This window comes from Kitasatospora sp. GP82 (genome assembly GCF_029892105.1).
In the GTDB taxonomy this organism is placed as follows: Bacteria; Actinomycetota; Actinomycetes; order Streptomycetales; family Streptomycetaceae; genus Kitasatospora.
In genome coordinates this window covers 17622-40911 of the sequence record NZ_JARZAJ010000032.1, presented here as the reverse complement: position 1 = coordinate 40911, position 23290 = coordinate 17622, and the positions used below count along the sequence as shown (strand labels likewise).

General features: G+C 70.4%; 18 protein-coding genes. 10 read left to right on the top strand and 8 right to left on the bottom strand.

Annotated elements, in window-relative coordinates; genetic code table 11:
• Nucleotides 1–50: 50 nt before the first annotated feature.
• The gene (gene tuf, locus P3T39_RS27405; RefSeq protein WP_280701637.1) at nucleotides 51–1232 is read left to right on the top strand and encodes an elongation factor Tu; all 1182 of its coding nucleotides are present in this window, start codon (nucleotides 51–53) and stop codon (nucleotides 1230–1232) included.
• Nucleotides 1233–1658: 426 nt separating this feature from the next.
• Here tuf and P3T39_RS27400 read toward each other — a convergent pair whose 3' ends face one another.
• From P3T39_RS27400 to P3T39_RS27385, 4 genes are all read right to left on the bottom strand, one after another.
• Nucleotides 1659–3179: an NCS1 family nucleobase:cation symporter-1 gene (locus P3T39_RS27400; RefSeq protein WP_280701636.1), complete on the bottom strand. Its 1521-nt coding sequence runs from the start codon at nucleotides 3177–3179 to the stop codon at nucleotides 1659–1661.
• 67 nt (nucleotides 3180–3246) lie between these two features.
• Nucleotides 3247–4263 (bottom strand): TIGR03842 family LLM class F420-dependent oxidoreductase, encoded by a 1017-nt coding sequence (locus tag P3T39_RS27395; protein WP_280701635.1) that lies wholly within the window; start codon nucleotides 4261–4263, stop codon nucleotides 3247–3249.
• Nucleotides 4264–4305: 42 nt separating this feature from the next.
• Nucleotides 4306–5709: a dihydropyrimidinase gene (gene hydA, locus P3T39_RS27390; RefSeq protein WP_280701647.1), complete on the bottom strand. Its 1404-nt coding sequence runs from the start codon at nucleotides 5707–5709 to the stop codon at nucleotides 4306–4308.
• An 8-nt stretch (nucleotides 5710–5717) separates the two neighbouring features.
• Entirely contained in the window at nucleotides 5718–6560 is an 843-nt protein-coding gene (locus tag P3T39_RS27385) for a nitrilase-related carbon-nitrogen hydrolase (protein ID WP_280701634.1), read from the bottom strand.
• A 247-nt stretch (nucleotides 6561–6807) separates the two neighbouring features.
• On the opposite strand from P3T39_RS27385, the gene P3T39_RS27380 reads away from it, so the two are divergent.
• Complete coding sequence (locus P3T39_RS27380; protein WP_280701633.1) at nucleotides 6808–9318, top strand: DEAD/DEAH box helicase; 2511 nt, start codon at nucleotides 6808–6810, stop codon at nucleotides 9316–9318.
• A gap of 169 nt (nucleotides 9319–9487) precedes the next feature.
• Here the strand turns inward: P3T39_RS27380 and P3T39_RS27375 are convergent, their stop codons facing one another.
• Complete coding sequence (locus P3T39_RS27375) at nucleotides 9488–10324, bottom strand: hypothetical protein (protein WP_280701632.1); 837 nt, start codon at nucleotides 10322–10324, stop codon at nucleotides 9488–9490.
• A gap of 164 nt (nucleotides 10325–10488) precedes the next feature.
• Here P3T39_RS27375 and bioB point away from each other — a divergent pair, with 164 nt between their 5' ends.
• The 4 genes from bioB to P3T39_RS27355 all read left to right on the top strand — a co-directional run bounded on the left by bioB (nucleotide 10489) and on the right by P3T39_RS27355 (nucleotide 15397).
• Nucleotides 10489–11649, top strand: coding sequence for a biotin synthase BioB (gene bioB / locus P3T39_RS27370; RefSeq protein WP_280701631.1), 1161 nt, complete (start codon nucleotides 10489–10491; stop codon nucleotides 11647–11649).
• Nucleotides 11650–11660: 11 nt separating this feature from the next.
• A complete protein-coding gene (locus P3T39_RS27365; RefSeq protein ID WP_280701630.1) occupies nucleotides 11661–12980 on the top strand; it encodes an adenosylmethionine--8-amino-7-oxononanoate transaminase in 1320 nt (439 codons plus the stop codon).
• A 126-nt stretch (nucleotides 12981–13106) separates the two neighbouring features.
• Nucleotides 13107–13844 carry a dethiobiotin synthase gene (bioD, locus tag P3T39_RS27360; protein ID WP_280701629.1) on the top strand — a complete coding sequence of 246 codons (738 nt, stop codon included), beginning with the start codon at nucleotides 13107–13109 and terminating at the stop codon, nucleotides 13842–13844.
• A 386-nt stretch (nucleotides 13845–14230) separates the two neighbouring features.
• Entirely contained in the window at nucleotides 14231–15397 is a 1167-nt protein-coding gene (locus tag P3T39_RS27355; protein WP_280701628.1) for an alpha/beta hydrolase-fold protein, read from the top strand.
• Nucleotides 15398–15560: 163 nt separating this feature from the next.
• Here P3T39_RS27355 and P3T39_RS27350 read toward each other — a convergent pair whose 3' ends face one another.
• The gene (locus tag P3T39_RS27350; RefSeq protein ID WP_280701627.1) at nucleotides 15561–16070 is read right to left on the bottom strand and encodes a DUF664 domain-containing protein; all 510 of its coding nucleotides are present in this window, start codon (nucleotides 16068–16070) and stop codon (nucleotides 15561–15563) included.
• 253 nt (nucleotides 16071–16323) lie between these two features.
• Here P3T39_RS27350 and P3T39_RS27345 point away from each other — a divergent pair, with 253 nt between their 5' ends.
• Both P3T39_RS27345 and P3T39_RS27340 read left to right on the top strand, forming a co-directional pair.
• A complete protein-coding gene (locus P3T39_RS27345; RefSeq protein WP_280701626.1) occupies nucleotides 16324–17001 on the top strand; it encodes a 50S ribosomal protein L11 methyltransferase in 678 nt (225 codons plus the stop codon).
• 323 nt (nucleotides 17002–17324) lie between these two features.
• A complete protein-coding gene (locus tag P3T39_RS27340; protein WP_280701625.1) occupies nucleotides 17325–18500 on the top strand; it encodes an ROK family protein in 1176 nt (391 codons plus the stop codon).
• 167 nt (nucleotides 18501–18667) lie between these two features.
• Here the strand turns inward: P3T39_RS27340 and P3T39_RS27335 are convergent, their stop codons facing one another.
• Nucleotides 18668–19456 (bottom strand): GntR family transcriptional regulator, encoded by a 789-nt coding sequence (locus P3T39_RS27335; RefSeq protein WP_280701624.1) that lies wholly within the window; start codon nucleotides 19454–19456, stop codon nucleotides 18668–18670.
• 266 nt (nucleotides 19457–19722) lie between these two features.
• Here P3T39_RS27335 and P3T39_RS27330 point away from each other — a divergent pair, with 266 nt between their 5' ends.
• A complete protein-coding gene (locus tag P3T39_RS27330; protein WP_280701623.1) occupies nucleotides 19723–20523 on the top strand; it encodes an exodeoxyribonuclease III in 801 nt (266 codons plus the stop codon).
• A gap of 652 nt (nucleotides 20524–21175) precedes the next feature.
• Here P3T39_RS27330 and P3T39_RS27325 read toward each other — a convergent pair.
• A complete protein-coding gene (locus P3T39_RS27325; protein ID WP_280701645.1) occupies nucleotides 21176–21760 on the bottom strand; it encodes a helix-turn-helix domain-containing protein in 585 nt (194 codons plus the stop codon).
• Nucleotides 21761–21950: 190 nt separating this feature from the next.
• Here P3T39_RS27325 and P3T39_RS27320 point away from each other — a divergent pair, with 190 nt between their 5' ends.
• On the top strand, nucleotides 21951–23114 hold the full coding sequence (locus P3T39_RS27320; protein ID WP_280701622.1) for an NAD(P)/FAD-dependent oxidoreductase: 1164 nt from the start codon (nucleotides 21951–21953) through the stop codon (nucleotides 23112–23114).
• The last annotated feature ends 176 nt before the right edge of the window (nucleotides 23115–23290 follow it).

The following is a 23290-nucleotide window of genomic DNA, read 5'->3' as shown; positions in this document are numbered from 1 at the left end:
TCGATGAGGTCCCGTCACCACACTTACGACTCCCGGAGAAGATCCCCGTCATGGCCAAGCAGGCCTTCGTGCGGACCAAGCCGCACCTCAACATCGGCACCATGGGTCACGTCGACCACGGCAAGACCACTCTCACCGCCGCCATCACCAAGGTCCTCGCCGAACGCGGCGGCGGCGCGTTCGTCCCCTTCGACCGCATCGACCGCGCCCCGGAGGAGGCTGCGCGCGGCATCACCATCAACATCGCCCACGTCGAGTACGAGACGGCGACCCGCCACTACGCCCACGTGGACATGCCCGGCCACGCCGACTTCGTGAAGAACATGATCACGGGCGCTGCCCAGCTGGACGGCGCGATCCTGGTCGTCTCCGCGCAGGACGGTGTGATGCCGCAGACCGCGGAGCACGTGCTACTGGCACGTCAGGTCGGTGTCGAGCACGTCGTCGTGGCGCTGAACAAGGCCGACACCGGCGACCCCGAGCTGCTCGAACTGGTGGAGCTGGAGGTTCGTGAGCTGCTGACGGCCCACGGATACGACGGTGCGGGGCTGCCCGTGGTCCGGGTGTCCGGGCTGCGGGCGCTGGAGGGCGACCCGCGGTGGTCGGCGGCGCTGCTGGAGTTGCTGGACGCGGTGGACGCCTACGTTCCGACACCCGTGCGGTACACCGACGCGCCGTTCCTGCTGCCGGTCGAGAACGTGCTCACCATCACCGGACGCGGCACCGTCGTGACCGGCGCCGTCGAGCGCGGGCGGATCCGGATGGGCGACCGGGTGGAGGTCCTCGGTTACGGCGCTGACGTGGTGTCCGTTGTCACTGGCGTCGAGACGTTCGGCCGGACGATGGAGTCCGCGGAGGCGGGCGACAATGTCGCGCTGCTGCTGCGCGGTGTGCAGCGCGGGCAGGTCCGCCGTGGGCAGGTCGTCGCCGCCCTCGGCAGCACCTCGGTGCACACGCGTTTCACCGCGCGGGTGCATCTGCTGTCGGCGACGGAGGGCGGCCGCCGTACACCCGTCACCAGCGGCTACCGTCCGCAGTTCTACCTTCGGACGGGCGACGTGGTCGGCGACGTCGAGCTGGGCGAGGGCAACGGGCCGGCACTGCCGGGTGAGACCGTCGACGTGACGGTGACCCTCGGCCAGCCCGTCCCGCTCGAACCCGGCCTGGGCTTCGCCGTCCGCGAAGGCGGCCGAACCGTCGCCGCGGGCACCGTACAGGCCGTCTGCGAGTAGTCGACCCTTCAGCTGCAAACTGACGTCCCGACACACGCGGAAGGACCGGACACACCACCTCCGGCCCTTCCGCGTGCCGCGGATCCCGCAGACCCACCCACCGTTGCGCACCCTGGAATCCCCAGCCGGCCACTGCCGGCGGGTCTCCGGCGCGGGACCCCTTGTCATGCCCGACCCAGCGGGCCGTCAGTCGGGGGCTCAGTCTGCCAGAGCGGTCCCGGGCCGCCTCGCCGCCCCGGCCCAGCCGTTGCCGCGATCGACGCGACCGCCGCGCCCGGACGGTCTGTGGCACTCCCCGGCCACATGTCCCGATCGCATTCCTGGCGACGGCTCGACACCCAACGCCTTTGATCGTGTTGCGAGTTCGAAGGACTCGCATCCCGTGAAAGCCCGCTCCCGGGCGGGTCTTTCACGGTTTCGGGGCCCTCAGCGCGCGGCGCGGGAGCCGAGAGCAAGAACGGCGTAGAGCAGGAAGGCGGAGGCAAGGCCGACGGCCCAGCCGTAGTCGGCGAGGGGTTTGAGGACGGGGATCAGGCCGTCGGCGGGAAACGGGCCCTGCCTGACACCGTGGGCATCGACGGCGGAGTAGGAACCGCCGACGGCGAGGACGCCGCCGACGAGCAGGGCGAGAATGGCGCGCGGGTTCCAGCCGGCCGTGTACCAGTAGCGGCCGGTGGGGCGGTACAACTCGTCCAGGACCAGGTCGGTGCGGCGGACCAGCCAGTAGTCGGAGATCAGGATGCCCGCGACCGTGCCGAGCAGGCCTCCGACCACGCCGAGCCAGGTGAAGATGTACACATGCGGGTTTGCGATCAGCTTCCACGGCATGATGGCGATCCCGACCACGCCCGTGATGAGCGCACCGGTACGGAAGTTGACGAACCGCGGTAGCAGGTGGGCAAGGTCGTAGGCCGGACTGACCACGTTCGCCGCGATGTTGACCGACAGGGTCGCGACCAGCACCACCAACAGCGCGAACAGCGTCCCCGCGACGTTGTCGATCTTCGCCGCCAGCGCGATCGGGTCCCAGATCGGTGCCCCGTACACCGCCTGCGATCCCGAGGTCACCAGGACCGACAGCAGCGCGAACAGCGTCATCGTGGTGGGCAGGCCGAGGGCCTGGCCATAGGTCTGGGCACGCTGGCTGCCGCCGAAGCGGGTGAAGTCCGGGATGTTCAGCGACAGCGTCGACCAGAAACCGATCATGCCCATCAGCGACGGGAAGAACACCTTCCAGAAACCGCTCCCCCAGCCCAGCGCGGACGGCTGCGACAGCAGCGCACCGAAGCCGCCCGCCTTGACCGAGATCCACACCAGCAGCGCCAGCGCGCCCACGATCACGAACGGCGCCGCCCAGTTCTCGAACCGCCGCAGCGTCTCCATCCCCCGCGCAATCACCGCCATCTCGACCAGCCAGAACACGCCGAACGCCAGCCAGAGCGTCCACGGCTGTCCGGCCACACGACCTGCGTCCTGCCACCACGCACCGAGCAGCTTTCCGGCGAGCAGGAAGATCCCCTCCCCGCCGATCCAGCTCTGGATCCCGAACCACGCACACGCCACGGCCGCCCGCACCATCGCCGGCAGGTTCGCCCCCCGCAGCCCGAACGACGCCCGCGCGAACACCGGGAACGGGATACCGTACTTCGTCCCTGCGTGGCCCGTGAGCAGGATCGGCGCCAGCACGATCAGGTTGCCCAGCGCGATGGTGAGCACGGCCTGCTTCCAGTCCATGCCGAGAGCGACCAGCCCGGAAGCCAGCGTCCAGGACGGAATGTTGTGAGCCATTCCCACCCAGAGGCTGAAATAGTTGTAAACACCCCAGGTGCGCCTTTCCAGTGGCACAGGCGTCAGGTCGTCGTTGGCGAAGCGGGGGTCGTCCAGGCGGACACCGTCCGCAAGGGTCACTCTGCCGTCCGGACAAGTGAGTTGAGTGGTGGGGTGCATGGCGGGACCACCTTCGGCGAACGGTCGGGTGGCCCGCCCGGCATCGGACGGGCCACCCGACTGGATGTCAGTTGAGGGCGGGGATGACGCTCTTGCCGTAGGCGTCGATGGTCGCCTCCACCGCGTCGTGCATGGCGTAGACGGCGAACTGGTCGACGCCGAGGGCACGCAGTTCGGCGAGGCGGGCGAGCTGGGCCTCGGGCGGGCCGATCAGGCAGAAGCGGTCGACGATCTCGTCGGGGACGAAGGCGGTGTCGGGGTTTCCGGCGCGGCCGTGGTGGGCGTAGTCGTAGCCGTGCCGGTTCTTGATGTACGCGGTGAGGGTCTCGGGGACCATCCCGGAGTGCTCGCCGTAGCGGGCGACGAGGTCGGCGACGTGGTTGCCGACCATGCCGCCGAACCAGCGGCACTGCTCGCGGGCGTGGGCGAGCGCGGCGGGCGAGTCGTCCTCGGTGACGTACGCGGGGGCGGCGACGCAGATGGTGAGCGAGGCGGGGTCGCGTCCGGCTTCGACGGCGGCGGCGCGGACGGCCTTGACCATCCACTCGGTGAGGAAGGGGTCGGCAAGCTGGAGGATGAAGCCATCGGCCTGACGGCCGGTCAGGGCAAGCGCCTTGGGGCCGTACGCGCCCATCCAGATCGGCAGTCGGGCGCCCTCCTCGACCCAGGGGATGTGCATGGCGGTGCCGTCCACCTCGACCTCGCGGCCCTCCGCGAGCTCCTTGATGGCGTGCATGGCGTGGGAGAGCCGCTCCAGCGTGGCGGGGTGGCGCCCGGCCACCCGCATCGCGGAGTCACCGCGCCCGATTCCGCAGACGGTGCGGTTGCCGAACATGTCGTTGAGGGTGGCGAACAGGGAGGCGGTGACCTCCCAGGTGCGGGTGGCGGGGTTGGTGACCATCGGGCCGACGATCAGGCGGCGGGTCTGCGCGAGGATCTGGCTGTAGATGACGAAGGGCTCCTGCCAGAGCACCACCGAGTCGAAGGTCCAGCCGTGGGTGAAGCCTGCCGCCTCCGCCCGTTTCATCCGCTCGACGAGCAGCCGCGCGGGCGGGTCGGTCTGGAGCACAAGTCCGATGTCCACACTTCTCCTAAGAGTTCAGCGACGGGTCGACGGATCGACCGTTCAGTCGAGGTACTGACAGGTGGCGCGCGGCTGGAAGCGCCCGTGGCCGGCCCGGCCGAGGTAGCGGTCGCCGTCGACGACGACGGTGCCCCGCGAGAGCACGGTGCGGACCTTGCCGGTGATCTCCCTGCCCTCGTACGCCGAGTAGTCGACGTTCATGTGGTGGGTGGCGGCGGAGATGGTCTGCCGGGCCGTCGGGTCGTACAGGACGAGGTCGGCGTCGGCCCCGGGCGCGACGGTGCCCTTGCGCGGGTAGAGGCCGAACATCCGGGCGGGGGTGGCGCAGGCGATCTCGATCCAGCGGCGGCGGGAGATCCGTCCCTCGACCACGGCCTGGTGCAGCAGGTCCATCCGGTTCTCCACGCCGGGCAGGCCGTTGGGGATCTTGGAGAAGTCGCCGCGTCCCAGCTCCTTCTGGCCGGCGAAGCAGAACGGACAGTGGTCGGTGGAGACCACCTGGAGATCGTTGGTGCGAAGGCCCTTCCACAGCTCGGCCTGGTGTTCGCGGGGGCGCAGCGGGGTGGAGCAGACGTACTTGGCGCCCTCGAAACCGGGTTCGGCCAGGTTGTCGGTGGAGAGGAAGAGGTACTGCGGGCAGGTCTCGCCGAAGACGTTCAGGCCCTGGCGCCTGGCGGTGGCCAGCTCGGCGACGGCGGACGCGGCGGAGACGTGGACGACGTAGAGCGGGGCCCCGGCGACCTGGGCCAGCGCGATGGCGCGGTGGGTGGCCTCGGCCTCCAGGAGTTCACGGCGGACCTCGCCGTGGTAGCGCGGGTCGGTCTTCCCGGCGGCGAGGGCCTGTTCGGCCAGGACGTCGATGGCGATGCCGTTCTCGGCGTGCATCATGATCAGGCCGCCGTTGTCGGCACCGCGCTGCATCGCGCGCAGGATCCTGCCGTCGTCGCTGTAGAAGACACCCGGGTAGGCCATGAAGAGCTTGAAGGACGTCACGCCCTCCGCGACCAGCAGGTCCATCTCCTTGAGGCTGTCCTCGGTGACGTCGGCGAGGATCATGTGGAAGCCGTAGTCGATCGCGCAGTTGCCCTGGGCCTTGGCGTGCCAGGCGTCGAGTCCCTCGCGCAGCGAGGAGCCCACCGACTGGACGGCGAAGTCGACGATGGTGGTGGTGCCGCCCCAGGCCGCGGCCCGGGTGCCGGTCTCGAAGGTGTCGGAGGCGGAGGTCCCGCCGAAGGGCAGCTCCATGTGGGTGTGGGCGTCCACGCCGCCGGGGATGACGTACAGCCCGCGTGCGTCCAGGACGCGCTCGGCCGTCCAGCCCTCGGCGGCGCTGCTGCCGTAGGAGGCCAGGGCGACCACCTTCTCGCCCTCGACCAGGACGTCTGCATGCACTTCCTCGGCGGCGGTGACGACAAGACCGCCGCGGATCACCGTACGGTTCACGATCGGCCTCCTCAGGCTTCGGTGAGCGGGCCGTAGGCCTCGGGGCGGCGGTCGCGGTAGAAGGCCCACTGCTGGCGGACCTCTTCGATCACATCGAGGTCGAGATCGCGGACGAGGAGTTCCTCGTCCTTGTCGGAGGCGACCTCGCCGACGAACCGGCCGCGCGGGTCGACGAAGTACGAGGTGCCGTAGAAGTCGTTGTCGCCGTACTCCTCCACGCCGACCCGGTTGATCGCGGCGATGAAGTACTCGTTGGCGACGGCGGCGGCGGGCTGTTCCAGCTGCCAGAGGTAGGAGGACAGGCTCCGGCTGGTCGCCGAGGGGTTGTAGACGATCTCGGCGCCGCCCAGGCCCAGGGCCCGCCAGCCCTCGGGGAAGTGGCGGTCGTAGCAGATGTAGACGCCGACCTTGCCGACGGCGGTGTCGAAGACCGGCCAGCCGAGGTTTCCGGGCTTGAAGTAGTACTTCTCCCAGAATCCCTTCACCTGCGGAATGTGGTGCTTGCGGTACTTGCCGAGGTAGGAGCCGTCGGCGTCGATCACGGCGGCGGTGTTGTAGTAGAAACCGGACTGCTCGACCTCGTACACCGGGACCACGATCACGATCCCCAGCTCGCGCGCCAGCTCCTGCATCCGGCGCACGGTCGGCCCGTCGGGGACGGGCTCGGCCCAGCGGTAGTGCTCGGCTTCCTGTACCTGGCAGAAGTACGGGGCGTTGAAGACCTCCTGGAATCCGATGATCTTGGCGCCCTGCGCCGCCGCGTCCCGGGTCGCTTTCTCGTGGGCCGCGATCATCGTTTCCGGATCTCCCGTCCAGGAGGCCTGGAAGAGAGCTGCTCGAACGACTCGGCTCATCGGTCTTCTCCTTCGGGGAAGGCGCTGTAGACCGCTGAGATTAGGACTTCGGTGGCACCTTTTACAGTGCCACGCTGTAACGTCGGCGGTTCTTTTCGTTGCACCGCACCACCGAATCGGAATTCATTTCCGATAAACATCACAATTCGATCGAGGGACCCGGTCCGGCGCCGTCCGGGCCGGCCCGGCCCCCGGTGCCGGGCAGCGGCCTTTGCCCGAGGTCATCCGGAACAGGCAAGATAGCGGCGTGACCCTCCTGGACCTGATGCCGAGCCCTGCCACCCCCGATGCGCTGTACGAGACCTTCGCCGAGTGGGCGCAGGAGCGGGGCATCACCCTCTACCCTGCCCAGGAGGAAGCGCTGATCGAGCTCGTCTCCGGGAACAACGTGATCCTGGCGACCCCCACCGGCTCCGGGAAGAGCCTGGTCGCGGCGGGTGCGCACTTCGCCGCGCTGGCCGAGGGCAAGCGGACCTTCTACACCGCGCCGATCAAGGCCCTGGTCTCGGAGAAGTTCTTCGACCTGGTGAAGATGTTCGGCACCGAGCAGGTCGGCATGATGACCGGCGACGCCAGCGTCAACCCGACCGCGCCGATCATCTGCTGCACCGCCGAGGTGCTGGCGCAGATCGCGCTGCGCGACGGCGAGCGGGCCGACGTCGGCCAGGTCGTGATGGACGAGTTCCACTTCTACGCCGAGCCGGACCGTGGCTGGGCCTGGCAGGTCCCGATCCTCGAACTCCCGCAGGTGCAGTTCCTGCTGATGTCCGCGACGCTCGGCGACGTCCGCCGCTTCGAGGAGGACCTCACCCGGCGCACCGGCAGGCCGACCACCGTGGTCCGCTCCGCGACCCGCCCCGTGCCGCTGTTCTACGAGTACCGCCGCACCACCATGCACGACACCCTGGAGGAGTTGCTGAAGACCGGTCAGGCGCCGGTCTACGTCGTGCACTTCACCCAGAAGGAAGCGGTGGAGCGGGCGCAGTCGCTGATGAGCATCAACATGTGCTCGAAGGCGGAGAAGGACGCCATCGCCGACCTGATCGGCAACTTCCGCTTCACCACCAAGTTCGGCCGCAACCTGTCGCGTTACGTCCGGCACGGTATCGGCGTCCACCACGCGGGCATGCTGCCCAAGTACCGCCGCCTGGTCGAACGCCTCGCCCAGGCCGGTCTGCTGAAGGTCATCTGCGGTACCGACACCCTCGGCGTCGGCGTCAACGTGCCGATCCGCACCGTGCTGTTCACCGCGCTCTCCAAGTACGACGGCCAGCGGGTGCGCACCCTACGCGCCCGGGAGTTCCACCAGATCGCCGGGCGTGCGGGCCGGGCCGGGTTCGACACCGTCGGCCAGGTCGTCGCCCAGGCGCCCGAGCACGTGGTGGAGAACGAGAAGCTGCTCGCCAAGGCCGGGGACGACCCCAAGAAGCGCCGCAAGGTGGTGCGCAAGAAGGCACCGGAAGGTTTCGTCGGCTGGAGCGAGGAGACCTTCGAGCGCCTGATCGCCGCCGACCCCGAGCCGCTGGTCTCCCGCTTCAAGGTCAGCCACGCCATGCTGCTCTCGGTGATCGGCCGTCCCGGCAACGCCTTCGAGGCGATGCGCAAGCTGCTCACCGACAACCACGAGGACCGCGCCGCCCAGCGCCGCCACATCCGCAGCACCATCGCCATCTTCCGCTCGCTGCTGGACGGCGGCGTGGTCGAGCGGCTGCCCGAGACCGACGCCGAGGGCCGGATCGTCCGCCTCACCGTCGACCTCCAGGAGAACTTCGCCCTCAACCAGCCGCTCTCCACCTTCGCCCTGGCCGCCTTCGAACTGCTCGACCCGACCTCGCCGAGCTACGCGATGGACGTGGTCTCGGTGGTCGAGGCCACCCTCGACGACCCGCGCCAGATCCTCGCCTCCCAGGAGAACAAGGCGCGCGGCGAGGCGATCGGCGAGATGAAGCGGGACGGTGTCGAGTACGAGGAGCGGATGGAGCGGCTCCAGGAGATCACCTACCCCAAGCCGCTCGAAGAGCTCCTCGACCACGCGTACGACGTCTACCGTCGTGCACACCCCTGGATCGGCGACCACCCGCTGCGGCCCAAGGCGGTGGTCCGCGACCTGTACGAGCGGGCGATGACCTTCACCGACTACGTCGGCCACTACGAGCTGGCCCGCACCGAGGGCATCGTGCTGCGCTACCTGGCCGGGGCCTTCAAGGCGCTGGAGCAGACCGTCCCCGAGGACATCAAGACCGACGACCTCAAGGACGTCATCGCCTGGCTCGGCGAACTGGTCCGCCAGGTCGACTCCAGCCTGCTGGACGAGTGGGAGCAGCTGGCCAACCCGACCGAGCCGGAGACGGCCGAGGTCCGCCTGGACGACAAGCCCGCACCCGTCACCGCCAACGCCCGCGCCTTCAGGGTGCTGGTGCGCAACGAGATGTTCCGCCGGGTGGAGCTCTGCGCGCTGGAGCACTACGAGGAGCTCGGCCAGCTGGACGGCGAGTACGGCTGGGACGCCGACCGCTGGGCGGACGCGCTGGACGGCTACTGGGAGGAGTACGACGACCTCGGTACCGGCCCCGACGCACGCGGCCCCAGGATGCTGCTGATCGAGGAGGACGACTCCGCCTGGCGGGTGCGGCAGATCTTCGACGACCCGAACGACGACCACGACTGGGGCATCAGCGCGGAGGTCGACCTGTTCGGCTCGGACGAGGAGGGCCGGGCGGTGCTGCGGGTGACGGCGGTGGACCGCCTCGGCGGCTGAGCGAAGGCGTTCCGCGGACGGCAGGCGTGTGCCCTCAGGGGCGCGGGGAACTGAGCGAGAGAACCTCTACGGAGGTGCATGGTTACCCGCGCACGCAGTTGATCCGACAGCGCCCCGCGCCCCTGAAAGCACTGCACGGCCGGCCGAGCACCCAGGAATCGGCGCGCGGCTACATCCAGAGGAAGGCCGACCCGGCCGTGAAGGAGACGGCCCGGGTGGCCCGGTCCAGGACCGCGTCGGAGGTGGGGCCCGAGGCGCGGAGGTCGGCGTAGCGGGAGGTGGTGACGGTCAGGTAGTGGCCGACCGCCTCCACCTGGCTGTCGGTCAGCGGCTTGGCCCCGCTCGACTGGGTCGGCGTCTGCTGGGTGGCCGGCTGCGAGGCCGGGGCCTGCGGGCTCGGCGCCCCGGGCGACTGCGTGGGCGCGGGGGTGGCAGGGGCGGTCGCGGTCTCCGGTGTGAGGAAGGAGATCGCGCCCGGGTCGTCCTTGAGCGCCTGCAAGGCCTTGCGGGCGGACGCCTCGTCAGCGAAACGGAGCACCGTCACGCTGGTGGCCACCGGCTGGTCGGCCTGGCCGAAGGCGACCGCGAGATAGCCCTGGCAGCCGGCGTCGCGCAGCACGTCGTGGCCCGGGTCCTGGAGCCTCTCGCCGCAGTTGTCGCCCTGCTTCCCGGCGGTACGGCGGGCCTTGTAGCCCTCCTGCTCGATGCCCTTCTGCGCCGGGAAGTAGTGCTCGGCGGTGAAGAGCTGGGCCTCCGTCAGCGGATCGCCCGAGGCCGCACCACCTGCCGGTACGGGCTTGTTTGTATCCGAACTGGTCCGGCCCAGGCCGGGTATGAGGTCGCCCTTGCTCGAACTGGTGGCGATCCAGCCTGCGCCGGTGGCCGCGACCACCGCCAGCGCGCACCACACCAGAACCGGCCGGCGTCCCCCTCCCCGATGGGTGTGGGCGGGCTTACCGTCCTGCTGGCCTACCGGGCGCGGGTCGCGCTCCCCCTGCGTGGTCATGGCGGAGATTCTAAGCAGACGGGCCACCGAACACCTGAACCACCTGCCCACTTCGAGAGTGATCGAAGATCACCGGCACTGTGACAACTCGCACACCATCATGGGGGGCATCTTGGTGGGTTCTCTCTAGCGCGAGCCCCGGCTGTCCGGGCAGGATCAAGGACATGGATCTGCTCGACACGCTCACCGCCAAGGGCCTGCGCCGGGAACTCCCGACCCGCGAGGAGGCGCTCGCCGTTCTCGCCACCACCGACGACGAGTTGCTGGACGTTGTCGCAGCCGCCGGTCGGGTGCGCCGTCAGTGGTTCGGACGCCGGGTCAAACTCAACTACCTGGTGAACCTGAAGAGCGGACTCTGCCCCGAGGACTGTTCCTACTGCTCGCAGCGGCTGGGCTCCAAGGCCGAGATCCTCAAGTACACCTGGCTGAAGCCGGAGCAGGCCGCCGAGGCCGCCGCCGCCGGGCTGGCCGGTGGCGCCAAGCGCGTCTGCCTGGTGGCCAGCGGGCGCGGCCCGACGGACCGTGACATCGACCGGGTCGCCGACACCATCTCCGCCATCAAGGACGCCCACGAGAACGTCGAGATCTGCGCCTGCCTCGGCCTGCTCTCCGACAACCAGGCCGAGCGGCTGCGCGCGGCCGGTGCCGACGCCTACAACCACAACCTCAACACCTCCGAGAGCACCTACGGCGACATCGCCACCACCCACACCTACGCCGACCGGGTGGACACCGTCACCAAGGCGCACGGCGCCGGTCTCTCCGCCTGCTCCGGCCTGATCGCGGGCATGGGCGAGAGCGACGAGGACCTGGTGGACGTGGTCTTCGCACTGCGTGAGCTGGGCTCGGACTCGGTTCCGGTCAACTTCCTGATCCCCTTCGAGGGCACCCCGCTGGCCAAGGAGTGGAACCTCACCCCGCAGCGGTGCCTGCGCATCCTGGCCATGGTCCGCTTCGTCTGCCCGGACGTCGAGGTCCGGATCGCCGGTGGCCGCGAGGTGCACCTGCGCTCGATGCAGCCGCTCGGCCTGCACATCGCCAACTCGATCTTCCTCGGCGACTACCTGACCAGTGAGGGCCAGGCCGGGCAGGCCGACCTCGACATGATCAAGGACGCCGGATTCGAGATCGAGGGCGCGGACGAGATGACGCTGCCTCGGCACCGCTCGGACGTCGCGACCGGTGGCTCGGGCGGCTCCTGCGGCTCGGGCGGCGGCTGCGGACCGTGCGGCGAGACCCCCGCCGCCGAGGAGGAGGAGTCCCGTAACGAGCTGGTGCGGGTGCGGCGCCGCGGTGCCGGTACCGAACTGGCGCCGAACGCCTGAGGATCCCGCACATGGCACAGCTCTCCTCCGGCAGCCCGCTCCCGCCGGAAACCCTCCTCGCGCTGGACCGGGCGCACGTCTGGCACCCGTACGCGCCGATGCCGGGCACCGCGACCCCGTACGTGGTCGAGTCCGCGTCCGGGGTACGGCTGCGGCTCGCCGAACCGGTGGCCGGGCAGCGTGAACTGATCGACGGTATGTCCTCCTGGTGGGCTGCCATCCACGGCTACGGCCACCCCGAGCTGGACGAGGCCGTCCGCGAGCAGCTGGGCCGGATGAGCCATGTGATGTTCGGCGGGCTCACCCACGAGCCCGCCGTCCGGCTCGCCGCCCGGCTGGTCGAGATCACCCCCGAGCCGCTGCAACACGTCTTCCTGGCCGACTCGGGCTCGGTGTCCGTCGAGGTCGCGATGAAGATGTGCCTCCAGTACTGGCAGTCGATCGGGCGGCCCGGGAAGCGGCGGCTGCTCACCTGGCGCGGCGGCTACCACGGCGACACCTTCCACCCCATGTCGGTCTGCGACCCCGAGGGCGGGATGCACCGGCTGTGGGGCGGGGTACTGCCACACCAGCTCTTCGCGAGCGAGCCTCCGGCCGGGTTCGACACCCCGCTCGACCCCGCGTATGCGGAGGAACTGGCCACGCTGATCGAACGTCACGCCGACGAGCTCGCCGCCGTGATCGTGGAGCCGGTGGTGCAGGGCGCGGGCGGGATGCGCTTCCACTCGCCCGAGTACCTGCGGCTGCTGCGCGAACTGTGCGACCGGCACGGCGTGTTGCTGGTCTTCGACGAGATCGCCACCGGCTTCGGCCGCTCCGGCGCGCTGTTCGCCGCCGACCACGCCGGGGTCTCCCCCGATGTGATGTGCCTGGGCAAGGCGCTCACCGGCGGGTACCTGACCATGGCCGCCACCCTGTGCACCGGCGAGATCGCGGACGGCATCAGCCGGGGCGAGATGCCCGTCCTCGCCCACGGCCCGACCTTCATGGGCAACCCGCTGGCCGCCGCCGTCGCGGGCGCCTCGATCGACCTGCTGCTCCGCCAGGACTGGCAGGTCGAGGTCGAGCGGATCGAGACGGGCCTGCGGGCCTCTCTGGCCGGTGCGGTCTATGCACCGGGAGTACGGGACGTTCGGGTGCTGGGCGCGATCGGCGTGGTGCAGCTGGACCACCCGGTCGACATGCGAGCCGCGACCGAGGCGGCGGCCCGCGAGGGCGTCTGGCTGCGCCCCTTCCGCGACCTGATCTACACCATGCCGCCCTACATCACCGGCGACGAGGACCTGGCCCGGATCGGCACCGCCGTGACCGCCGCGGCAGCGGCGGGCTGAACCGACGTCAGCCATGCACTGTCCGGTAGGCCTCTGCGCAGACAGAGCCTCGCGCCCCCGGACAGTGCCTGGCCGGCCACATGCACAAGATCACAAACATAGTCGAGCAGGCAGCGAGGCGACCCAATGAGCATCCTCTTCGTCACCGGCACGGGCACCGAGGTCGGCAAGACCGTGACCACGGCGGCGGTAGCGGCGCTGGCGCGAGCCGCCGGGCGCAGCGTGGCCGTCCTGAAGCCGGGCCAGACCGGTGTCGGCCCGGACGAGCCGGGAGACGTGGACGAGGTCCGGCGGCTGGCCGGTCCGGTCCGTACGAGCGAACTGGCCCGGTACCCCGAGCCGCTGGCCCCCGACACCGCCGCCCAGCGGTCCGGGCTGGCCACGGTCGGGCCCGAGCAGGTCGCCGAGGCCGTGGCCGCCCTGGCCGAGCAGTACGACCTGGTCCTCGTCGAGGGCGCGGGCGGCCTGCTCGTCCGGTACGACGAACCGGGCCACACGCTCGCCGACATGGCGCTCGCGACGGCCGGACTCGGCCTGCGCACGGAGGTCCTGCTGGTCGCGGCCGCCGGGCTCGGCACCCTGAACTCCACCGCCCTGACCGCCGAGGCCCTGCGTGCCCGCGGTCTCGACCTCCTGGGTGTGGTGGTCGGCTCCTGGCCGGCCGGACCGGATCTGGCCGCCCGCTGCAACCTCGCCGACCTCCCCACTGCCGCCGGCGCCCCGCTCCTGGGTGCCCTCCCCGAGCACTTGGCCACCGGGGCGTGCATCTCGTTCGCGGCCCGCGCGCGGATGGCGCTCGCACCCTCCCTCGGCGGCGACTGGGACGCGGCGGCCTTCACCGCGCGGCACCGGCCGGCGGCCTGACTCGGGGCCGTCTACGGCGCCTGGGCCATGGCCGCCACCGCCACCTCATCGAGGGAGAATCCGACTGCGGCGCGTCCCCAACTCCCCTCTGCGCATAGGCTCTTCACCAATCGCCGGGAGGGAGGACGGGTGGCACGACGGTCGGCGGGTCCAAGCCTCGGCCGCCGGGGCGAGCTGCCGCCGAGCCGGTGCGGCGACGGTGGCGGTCCCGTCGACAACCGTCGTCGCGTCCGGGCGTCCGGCGGACACCCAGGAAGTGTGACGCGGCTCTCAGGTTCGTCCCGGCCGAGCGGGCAACCGTACGTGCGTTCGCGGCTGTCCACCCCTGAGGAGTATGCACCGGGCGAATGGGCCCGGGCGGTCTATGACCCGGATATGAGAGCCCGATGAAACTTACCGGCACCCCCTTCCTGATCCTCACGATCATCCTCTTCGTGGCCTCCATCGGGCTGGCCATGTTGCAGTGGGGAAAGGGCAGGAGCGGCGGCTCCCGGCGGGGGAGGGAGAACGGCAGGGGACGGGCGAAGGACAGTGGTCGCGGACCGCTGCGGTTCCTCGCCTACCTGTGCACCGTTCTGTTCTGTCAGGCCACCGCCGTGACGCTGGTCTTCGTGTTGGTCAACAACTCGAACCTGATCTACGACAGTTGGGGCGATCTGCTGGGCACCGGCAACCACGTCCGGGCCGTGCCCACTCCCCCGAAGGACAACGGTCTCGCCGCCGACTCGACCAGGGCCAAGGTCATCCAGTCCTTCCAGGCCGTGGACGACAACGCGGTGCCCAAGGACGTGAAGACGACCGACCTGAAGGGGAAGCTCTCCGGGGTCGACGGCGAGGTCCTGGTGTGGACGCCGCCGCAGTACGACGACCCGGCGTACAAGGACAAGACCTTCCCGGTGGTCGAGCTGCTGGCCGGCTTCCCCGGTTCCTCCAGCACCTGGTTCGGCACCATGGAGGTCTCCAAGCAGCTCGCGCCGCTGATGAAGTCCGGTCAGGTGGCGCCCTTCATCCTGGTCTCGCCCCGGGTCACGCTGCTCGGCAGGAACACCGACACGGGCTGTGCGGACGTACCGGGCAAGGTCAACGCGGACACCTGGCTGTCGCGTGACGTCCCGCAGATGGTCCTGGACAACTTCCGGGTCGACGCCTCCCCCGACCGCTGGGCACTGGCCGGCTACTCGGCGGGCGCGCACTGCGCCACCAAGCTCGCCCTGGAGCACCCCAACCGCTACCGGGCCGCGATCAGCATGTCCGGCTACAACGACCCGATCGGGGAGTCCGACTCGCTGACCGCCAAGGACGCCCACCTCCGGGAGATCTCCAACCCGCTGTACATCCTGACGCACTCCGAGGCCCCGCCGAAGGTGGCTCTCTACGTGACCGGCAACAAGGGCGACGGCTTCGAGGACGCAGTGGCGCTCCAGAAGGCGGCGAAGGCACCGACCACGGTGACGCCGCTCGAAACCACCGGGCCGCACCTGAGCGTGACCTGGAAGCCCATGGTCGACCCCTCCTTCAAGTGGCTCACCGGAATCATCCCGGCCCAGCACTGACCCCCGGCCGCCCTCGGCTGGTCCCCGCACACGTGGTCCGCCCCCGCTCCCCACCGAGCAGGGCGGACCACTGACGTTCCCGCCCCGATCCATCCGCCGCGGAAGCCGCGGAAGCCGCCGAGGGCCCGGGCGGGCACCGCCGAAAGCGCGTCCTCGAACTCGGCTACCGACGCCGCAGCACGCCACCGATGAAAGCTGCCTGGCCGGCGTGCTGAAGGCCCTCGGAGATCACACTCACCAGCCGGACGCCCAAGGTCACGGACGGGGTCCAGCCTTCGTCCACAACACGGTCGAGGGCGACACCGCTGAGCCCGCGCACATAGCGGACGGTGTACTCGTGCACCGCGTCGTAGTAATCGGTGAGCAGTTCGACGGAGTCCACGCGGACGGCGGCCACCTGCTTGCTGGTGTGGCCGTAGCCCGTAACCCGGACGGAGAAGGGGAGTTTGAAGCGGTCGGCCCAGCCCTGTGCGGTCCAGATCTGCTCGGTCCCCGCGATATCGGCAATATGATCGTCCTGGACACGCGTCAGATGCCATACCAGCCATGCGATCGTGTTGCTCTTCGCGTCGAGACGCTCGGTCAGTTCCTCGGGAGTGAAGCCTTCGACCGCGTCGTGGACCGCCTCCTGGACTCGACCGAAGGCATCGACCAACAGGTCCGCGATTTTCATGCGGAACTCCTTGCTGAGGCGCCGTGACATCGGCATCCGACGGTGATCGAAACCCCTCGATTGTGCCCGCCGGAAAGCCCGCAGACCAGGACGACCCGCAGGGAAGCCGCACGGGTTCCGCCCATCGCGGACCTCCGCAGCCCTACGTCTCCGCACAGTTCACCTGGCGGGGGCCGGCGGACTCGGCGCAGGTTGAACGGCTGTCGGATGGCGTAGGGTCTGGGCACACCGGACCGTGCAAGGAGAAGACGCCATGTCTGCCACCGCCGCCTCCCCCGCCACCAGCGCCACCGTGCAGGAGTTCGTCCGGGCCAAGACCCGGCTGGCTCCCGTTCCCTTCGTCGACGAGATCCGCCTCCACCAGGCCGCCGAGGCCATCGCCCTCTGGGAGGAGACCGAGACGGCCCAGGGCAAGGCCGGCCTGGCCCCGCCCTTCTGGGGCTTCGCCTGGCCCGGGGGCCAGGCTGTCGCCCGCTACGTCCTGGACCATCCCGGGACGGTGGCCGGGCGGGCCGTACTCGACCTCGCGGCCGGATCGGGCCTGGTCGCGGTCGCCGCCGCGCTGCGCGGGGCCACCACCGTCACTGCCGTCGAGATCGACCCCTACGCGATCGCCGCGATCGAACTCAACTCCACCGCCAACGGCGTCACGGTGGACGCCCACTGCGCCGACCTGCTGGACGGCGACGCCGCCCCGGCCGAGGTCGTCCTCGCCGGCGACGTGTTCTACGAGCGCGCGATGGCCCAGCGTGTGCTGCCCTTTCTGGAGCGGGCACACGCGCGCGGCGCGCTGGTTCTGGTCGGCGACCCCGGGCGCGCGTACCTCCCGAGGGAGCGGTTCACCGAGGTCGCCTCGTACCAGGTGACGGTGGCGGCCGATCTGGAGGACCGCCCGGTGAAGACGTCGGTGGTGTGGCGGCTCTCCTCCTGAGTCCGGCCCCGGCCTCCTCGCGCCCGGCCGTCCGAGCTCCCGTCAACCCGGCGGTGGGCCTTGTTCCGTTTCGTCCGCCCCGCTCGCCCTCTGCCGTCCCCAGACCATCGCCAAGTACGTACCGTTTCGATACCGAAGCCGTTATGAGCTGCGGAAATGCTCGCTACGAAGCTGACTCCCGAGTAGCATCCGGCTCACGCCCTCCGGCGCCGTAACCCCGTGTCACGCCGTCCGGTCGGCGAATGCTCGCGGGACATTTGGGGGTCTCCGCGCACTCGGCAACGCGCGCCAGAGCTGTCGCGCGCACGCGGAAGGGCAGCGCCTTGGCGGATCGACTCACCGGAGGGGACTCCTCCCTGCTGCGACGGATCAACGCGGCGGTCACGCTGCGCGCGCTGCGGAACGGCCGGTCGGTCACACTCACTCAACTCGTCGGCGACACCGGCCTCTCCCGGCCGACCGTCGAGGGCGTGATCGAGGGCCTGATGGAGTCCGGCCTGGTCGCCGAGGTCGAGCACCCCCGGACCACCTCGCGGCAGCCGGGCACCCGGCAGCGCGGCCGCCCCGCCCGCTGGTTCCGCTTCCGCGCGGAGGCCGGACACGTTCTCGGCATCGAGATCGGGGTGCACGGTCTGCGGGTCGTCGTCGCCGACCTCACCGGCAAGGTGCTCGGCAGCCACGCCAAGGACGTGGCCGAGACCCTGGATGCCGAGGAGCGGCTCTGCACCGTCCGCTCGACCGTCGCCGAGGTGCTGAAGAAGACCGGCGTCTCCCGGGACCACCTCTGGGCCGTGGCCGTCGGAACCCCCGGCATCGTGGACCGCGACGGCACGATCAGACTCGGCACCGCCATGCCCGGCTGGACCGGCCTGGACCTGGGCGCCCGGCTGCGCCGTTCGTTCAGCTGTCCCGTACTGATCGAGAACGACGCCAACCTGGCCGCCATCGCCGAGCACTGGCAGGGCGCTGCGGTCGGCAAGGGCGATGTGGTCTTCGTGATGGCCGGGCTCAGCCCGGGCGCGGGTTCGCTGATCAACGGCAGGCTGCACCGGGGCTTCGGCGGCGCGGCCGGTGAGATCGGCGCACTGCACCTGCTCGGCCAGGAGGCCACCCCCGAGCGGCTGCTGTCCACCACCGGCAAACCGCTGGACCCGCTGGACGAGGCGGCCGTCGCCCGGGTGCTGCGCCTGGCGCGCGAGGGCGACGAGGTGGCGCAGGTGGCGACGGACCGCTTCCTGCGCCGACTGGTGCACGACGTCGCTGCCCTGGTGCTGGCGCTGGACCCGGAGTTGGTGGTCGTCGGCGGCTGGGCTGCCGGGCTGGACGGCGTACTGGAGCCGCTGCGCGAGCAGTTGGCGCTGTACTGCCTGCGGGCGCCGGAGGTGGCGCCGGCCTCGCTGGGCGAGGAGGTTGTCGCGATGGGTGCACTGCGGGTCGCGCTGGACCACGTCGAGGAGCAGCTCTTCGCGGTCGACCCGCCGGGCTCCGGGGCACGCTAGGACCGGTCCGCCGATCTTTGCGCAGCCGTCTTTGCGCAGCCGTCTTTGCGCAGCCGACGACCGTGCACGCTTCGGGGGCGTGGGGCAGTGCGCGCTTCACCGCCCGGGGAGATGCGTCGGGCCCGTACGCGATGGTGCTGCGTACGGGCCCGACGGGGCTGGCGGTCTCAGGAGGCGGTGCGGATCGCGCCTGCCCGGACGGGGGTGACCTCGACCTTGCCGGTCTCGCCGAAGGTCAGCTTGCAGGTGTCGGCCCGGTAGGTGGAGACGGCGAGGGCGACCAGGCGCCCGGCGGCCGCGTACTGGGTGGTGACGACCAGCACCGGAGTGCCGGGCGGGCGCTCCAGCAGGGCGGCCTCCTCGGCCTCGGCGACGCCGAGTTCGACCGCGCGGGACTCACCGTCCACCGCGAGCCGCTCCAGCTGCCTGAGCACCGACCTGGCCTGGTCCTGCTCGGCGGTACCGCCGACCACGTGCGGCACAGCGGGCAGGTGCGGCACGGCGGAGTCCGGTACGTGCAGCGACTCGGCGGCCATGATCCGGCCCTGCACCAGCCGCAGTCGGCGAACCGTGTGGACCGTCTGGCCGGCCGGAATGCCGAGGGCCAGGGCGAGCCGGGCGGAGGCCGGGGCGCTGACGCAGTCCACCGCGCGCCAGGTCTGGCTGCCACCCGTGACACCGGGCCCGCTCTCGCCGGGGCTGCTCACCGGGACACCGACCCGGGGCGCGGCGATCAGCGTGCCGATACCACGGCGGCGGACCAGACGGCCCTCCAGCTCCAGCTGGTCCAGCGCCTGCCGGAGGGTGGCGCGGGCCACACCGAAACGGGCGGACAGTTCACGCTCGTTCGGGAGGACCTGGCCGGTGGAGAACTCCGCGTCGATGGTACGCAGCAGCACCGTGCGCAGGTGCCAGTACTTAGGCTCCGGTACTGCCGCGAGCTGTCCTTGCCCCACCGTGTCCTCCACCCTGAAGGACTTCGGACCTGCCCCGTGCCCGGTGTTGCGGCAGGTGGGAGGGGCGGGCTTTATCAGTCCTTCTTTATTAAAGGTCCTTGCAGTAAGTGACCCTAGGGGGTGCCCGACGAGATGGTCAAGACCAATGACAACGCGTACGTCCTTCTCATGCGCTGTTCATACGAGCCCTCTGCGCCCCCTCTTCGCGCCCTGCCGCCGAGTGCGGCCACTCGCGGGTCCGGGAGCAGGGCGGATACCCTTCCTCGGTGATCGTGGTGACGAGTGTGAATGTGAACGGCATCCGGGCCGCCGCCAAGAAGGGCTTCCTGGAGTGGCTGGCGGCCACCGAGGCGGACGTGGTCTGCCTGCAGGAGGTGCGCTCCGAACCGGAGCAGCTGCCTGCCGAACTGCGCGAGCTCCCGGGTTGGCACGCGGTGTGGGCACCGGCTGCCGCCAAGGGCCGGGCCGGGGTCGCCGTGCTGTCGCGCCGGCCGCCGGAGCGTACGGCGATCGGATTCGGCTCGGCGGAGTTCGACGGTTCGGGCAGGTATGCGGAGATCGACCTGCCGGGGCTGACCGTGGCCAGCCTCTACCTCCCGTCCGGCGAGGTCGGCACCGAGCGCCAGGACGAGAAGGAACGCTTCATGGCGGAGTTCCTCGCCCACCTCACCGAACTGCGCGAGCGCGCGGCCGAGCAGGGCCGCGAGGTCGTGGTCTGCGGCGACTGGAACATCGCCCACCAGAGCGCCGACCTCAAGAACTGGAAGGCCAACCAGAAGAACGCCGGCTTCCTCCCCGAGGAGCGCGCCTGGCTGACCCGGGTCCTGGACGAGGCCGGCTACGTGGACGTCGTCCGCCGCCTCCACCCCGACCAGGACGGCCCCTACAGCTGGTGGTCCTACCGCGGCCGCGCCTTCGACAACGACACGGGCTGGAGGATCGATTACCTGATGGCCAGTCAGATAATTGCGGACAGATGCGTCACGGCGTACGTCGAACGGGCCGCCTCGCACGCCGAGCGCTGGTCCGATCACGCGCCGGTCACGGCAGAGTTCGACTTCGAATGAACAGACTCTCCGACTCATCGTCCGCACATCGGATGGACGCGTAACCAGCCTGCAGATAGGGCTAGTTGATTGACATGACGGCGGCCGGATGCGAGCGCCTCCGCGCGCACCCGACCGCCGTCGTGCTCCGCAAGCACCCCAGTCGGCGATCCTCAGCCACTGGTCCGATGCCCGCCCGAAGGCGCCTGACAAGTCGATTCGTGACCACCGCTGACGGCTCGTGAGCCGAGCGGGAACGACAGCGCCCAGAACCACGCCCGCAACCTGTACGCCAGCGTTGCCACCCCCAGCATCCCAGGGATCTACACGTACCTGACGACCGCCATCTCCACGCTTGCGGCTGTCCAGAGCTTCGAAAGCTCTTTGGTCCTGCACACCGTCAAAGGCCCCGCAGGCATTCGCAGCCCAGGTTCCGACCGCTGAACCCGCACACACCAGACCGACGCCCCGCGCTCCAAGCCCCCGATGCGGCCCGATGTCGCGGCATGGACGTGATTGCTGGCTGCACACAGTCGAACCGCTGCCCGGTCTGGGCGATGTGGCGCGATGTGGCGAACGGCTCCATCAGTGCGGCCGCCGATCCGTCCACCTGACGGTGACGCGCCCGCTACCACTGTCGAAGGGCCTGTAGCGGAGCGGTTGGTAGGGCCGGTCAGTCAGCGGCAGTGCGGTTGTGGGTGGCTGCCTGCCAGCCGCGGTCCAGCAGATCGAAGGCGTGCTGGACGGTCCGACGCGGATCGGCTTGGCCGCGGGCGAGGTTGACAGTTTCCAGTGCGAAGTGGGCCAGGGCTGCGCAGGTGGTGTCGTCCTCGGGGGCGCCGATGTCCTCGGCGATGGCGTGCGCCAGGGCGGTCTCGTGGCGCATCCAGATCCGGTGCGCATAGTCGCGCAGTGCCGGGGTGTCGTCGATGAGCTTGAGGAACGGGGCGAACCCCGGGTCGGCGGCGGCGTCGATCCGCGCGAGCAGGACGTAGTCGCGCAGGGCAGCCGGGATCGGCCGGCCGGGCGGGCGCTCGCGCACCGCGGCGACGAGGCCGGCTTCGATCTCGGCCTCCTCGTCGAAGACCAGCGCCTCCTTGCCGGAGAAATGCTTGAACAGCGTCGTGGTGGACACGTCGGCGGCCTCGGCCACGTCCTTGATGCTCACCTGGTCGTAGCCGCGTTCAAGGAACAGCTCCAACGCCGCGTCAGCCAGCGCCTTGCGGGTGGCGGCCTTCTTGCGCTCCCGGCGCCCCATCGTCTCGCTCACGGGCACCATCCTAACCTTCGGCTGACTCGATTCGAAAGTTGACTCGTTGCACTTTTTTAGTGAGTGTGCTCTTCTGGATCCAGCTGGGGCTTCCCGGCGCCGCCGCGGTGCCCGCGAAGGCCTGTCGGCCCCCTCAACCCTGAGGCTCAGCAGCCCACTTCAAGCAGAGGACCTCGCCATGAGCAACACCACGTCCACACCCCGCATCGCTGTCATCGGCGCCGGCCCCGGCGGCCTGACCTGCGCACGGATACTCCAGCAGCACGGCATCGCGGTCACCGTCCACGACCTCGACGCCTCCGGCAGCGCCCGTGCCCAGGGAGGCACCCTCGACATGCAGGCCGACTCCGGCCAGCGGGCCCTGCGCGCGGCCGGCCTGCTGGACCGCTTCCACGCACTCGCGCGCCCCGAGGGCCAGCGGGTACGCCTGCTGGACCGGGACGCCACCGTCCTGTTCGACGCCGCCCCCGGCATCGAAGAGGGCTACAAGCCGGAGATCGACCGGGGCCGGCTGCGCGGCCTGCTGCTGGACTCCCTCGCGCCCGCCACTGTGCGGTGGGGCCAGAAGCTAACCTCCGCCACCCCCCTGGGCGACGGCACTCACCGCCTCGACTTCGCCGACGGCACCAGCACCGTCGTCGACCTCGTCATCGGCGCCGACGGGGCCTGGTCGCGAGTGCGCCGGCTTCTCAGCGACGCCATCCCCCGCTACACCGGGGTGACGTTCGTCGAGACGGGTCTCGACGACGCCGACACCCGCCACCCTGAACTCGCCGCCCTGGTGGGCGACGGCAGCATGATGGCCCTGGCCGACAGCAAGGGCCTGGTCGCCCAGCGCAACAGTGACCACCACATCCGCGTCTACGCCGGCCTGCGGATCGACCGCGACTGGTGCGAGAGCCTCGACATGGACGACCCCGAGGCCGTGCGCGAGGCGCTGTGCGGGCACTTCACCGGCTGGTCTCCCGCCCTGCTGCGCCTGATCACCGACAGCGACGGCGGCTTTGTCAACCGGCCGCTGTTCGCCCTCCCCGTCCCGCACACCTGGACCTCCACCCCCGGCGTGACCCTCCTCGGGGACGCGGCCCACCTGATGTCCCCGTTCTCCGGGATGGGCGCCAACCTGGCCATGATGGACGCCGCCGAACTCGCCGAGCGCATCGCCGCCGAGGTGAACCTCGACGACGCGGTCAAGGCCTACGAGGCCGTCATGCTGCCCCGCGCCGCCGAGGCGGCCGAAGGCGCGGCCGAAGGGCTCGACAGCGCCTTCGCTCCCGACTCCACCGCGCACGCCCTCCAGCACATGACCGCCTTCGCCCGCGAGCACCAGGGCGCGCGATAGCCGCCTGCCCGGTGCCCTCCGAGCGGGCCCGCCAGGCCGCCGGACGCGGCGAGCGCCCATCCACTATGCGGCGTACAACAATTGGTGCCTGGACATCGGAGAGGGCTACACCGGCGACGGGGCCCCGGTCGATCTCGACCTGTGCAACGGCCGGTGGAACCAGGTGTGGCGCATTG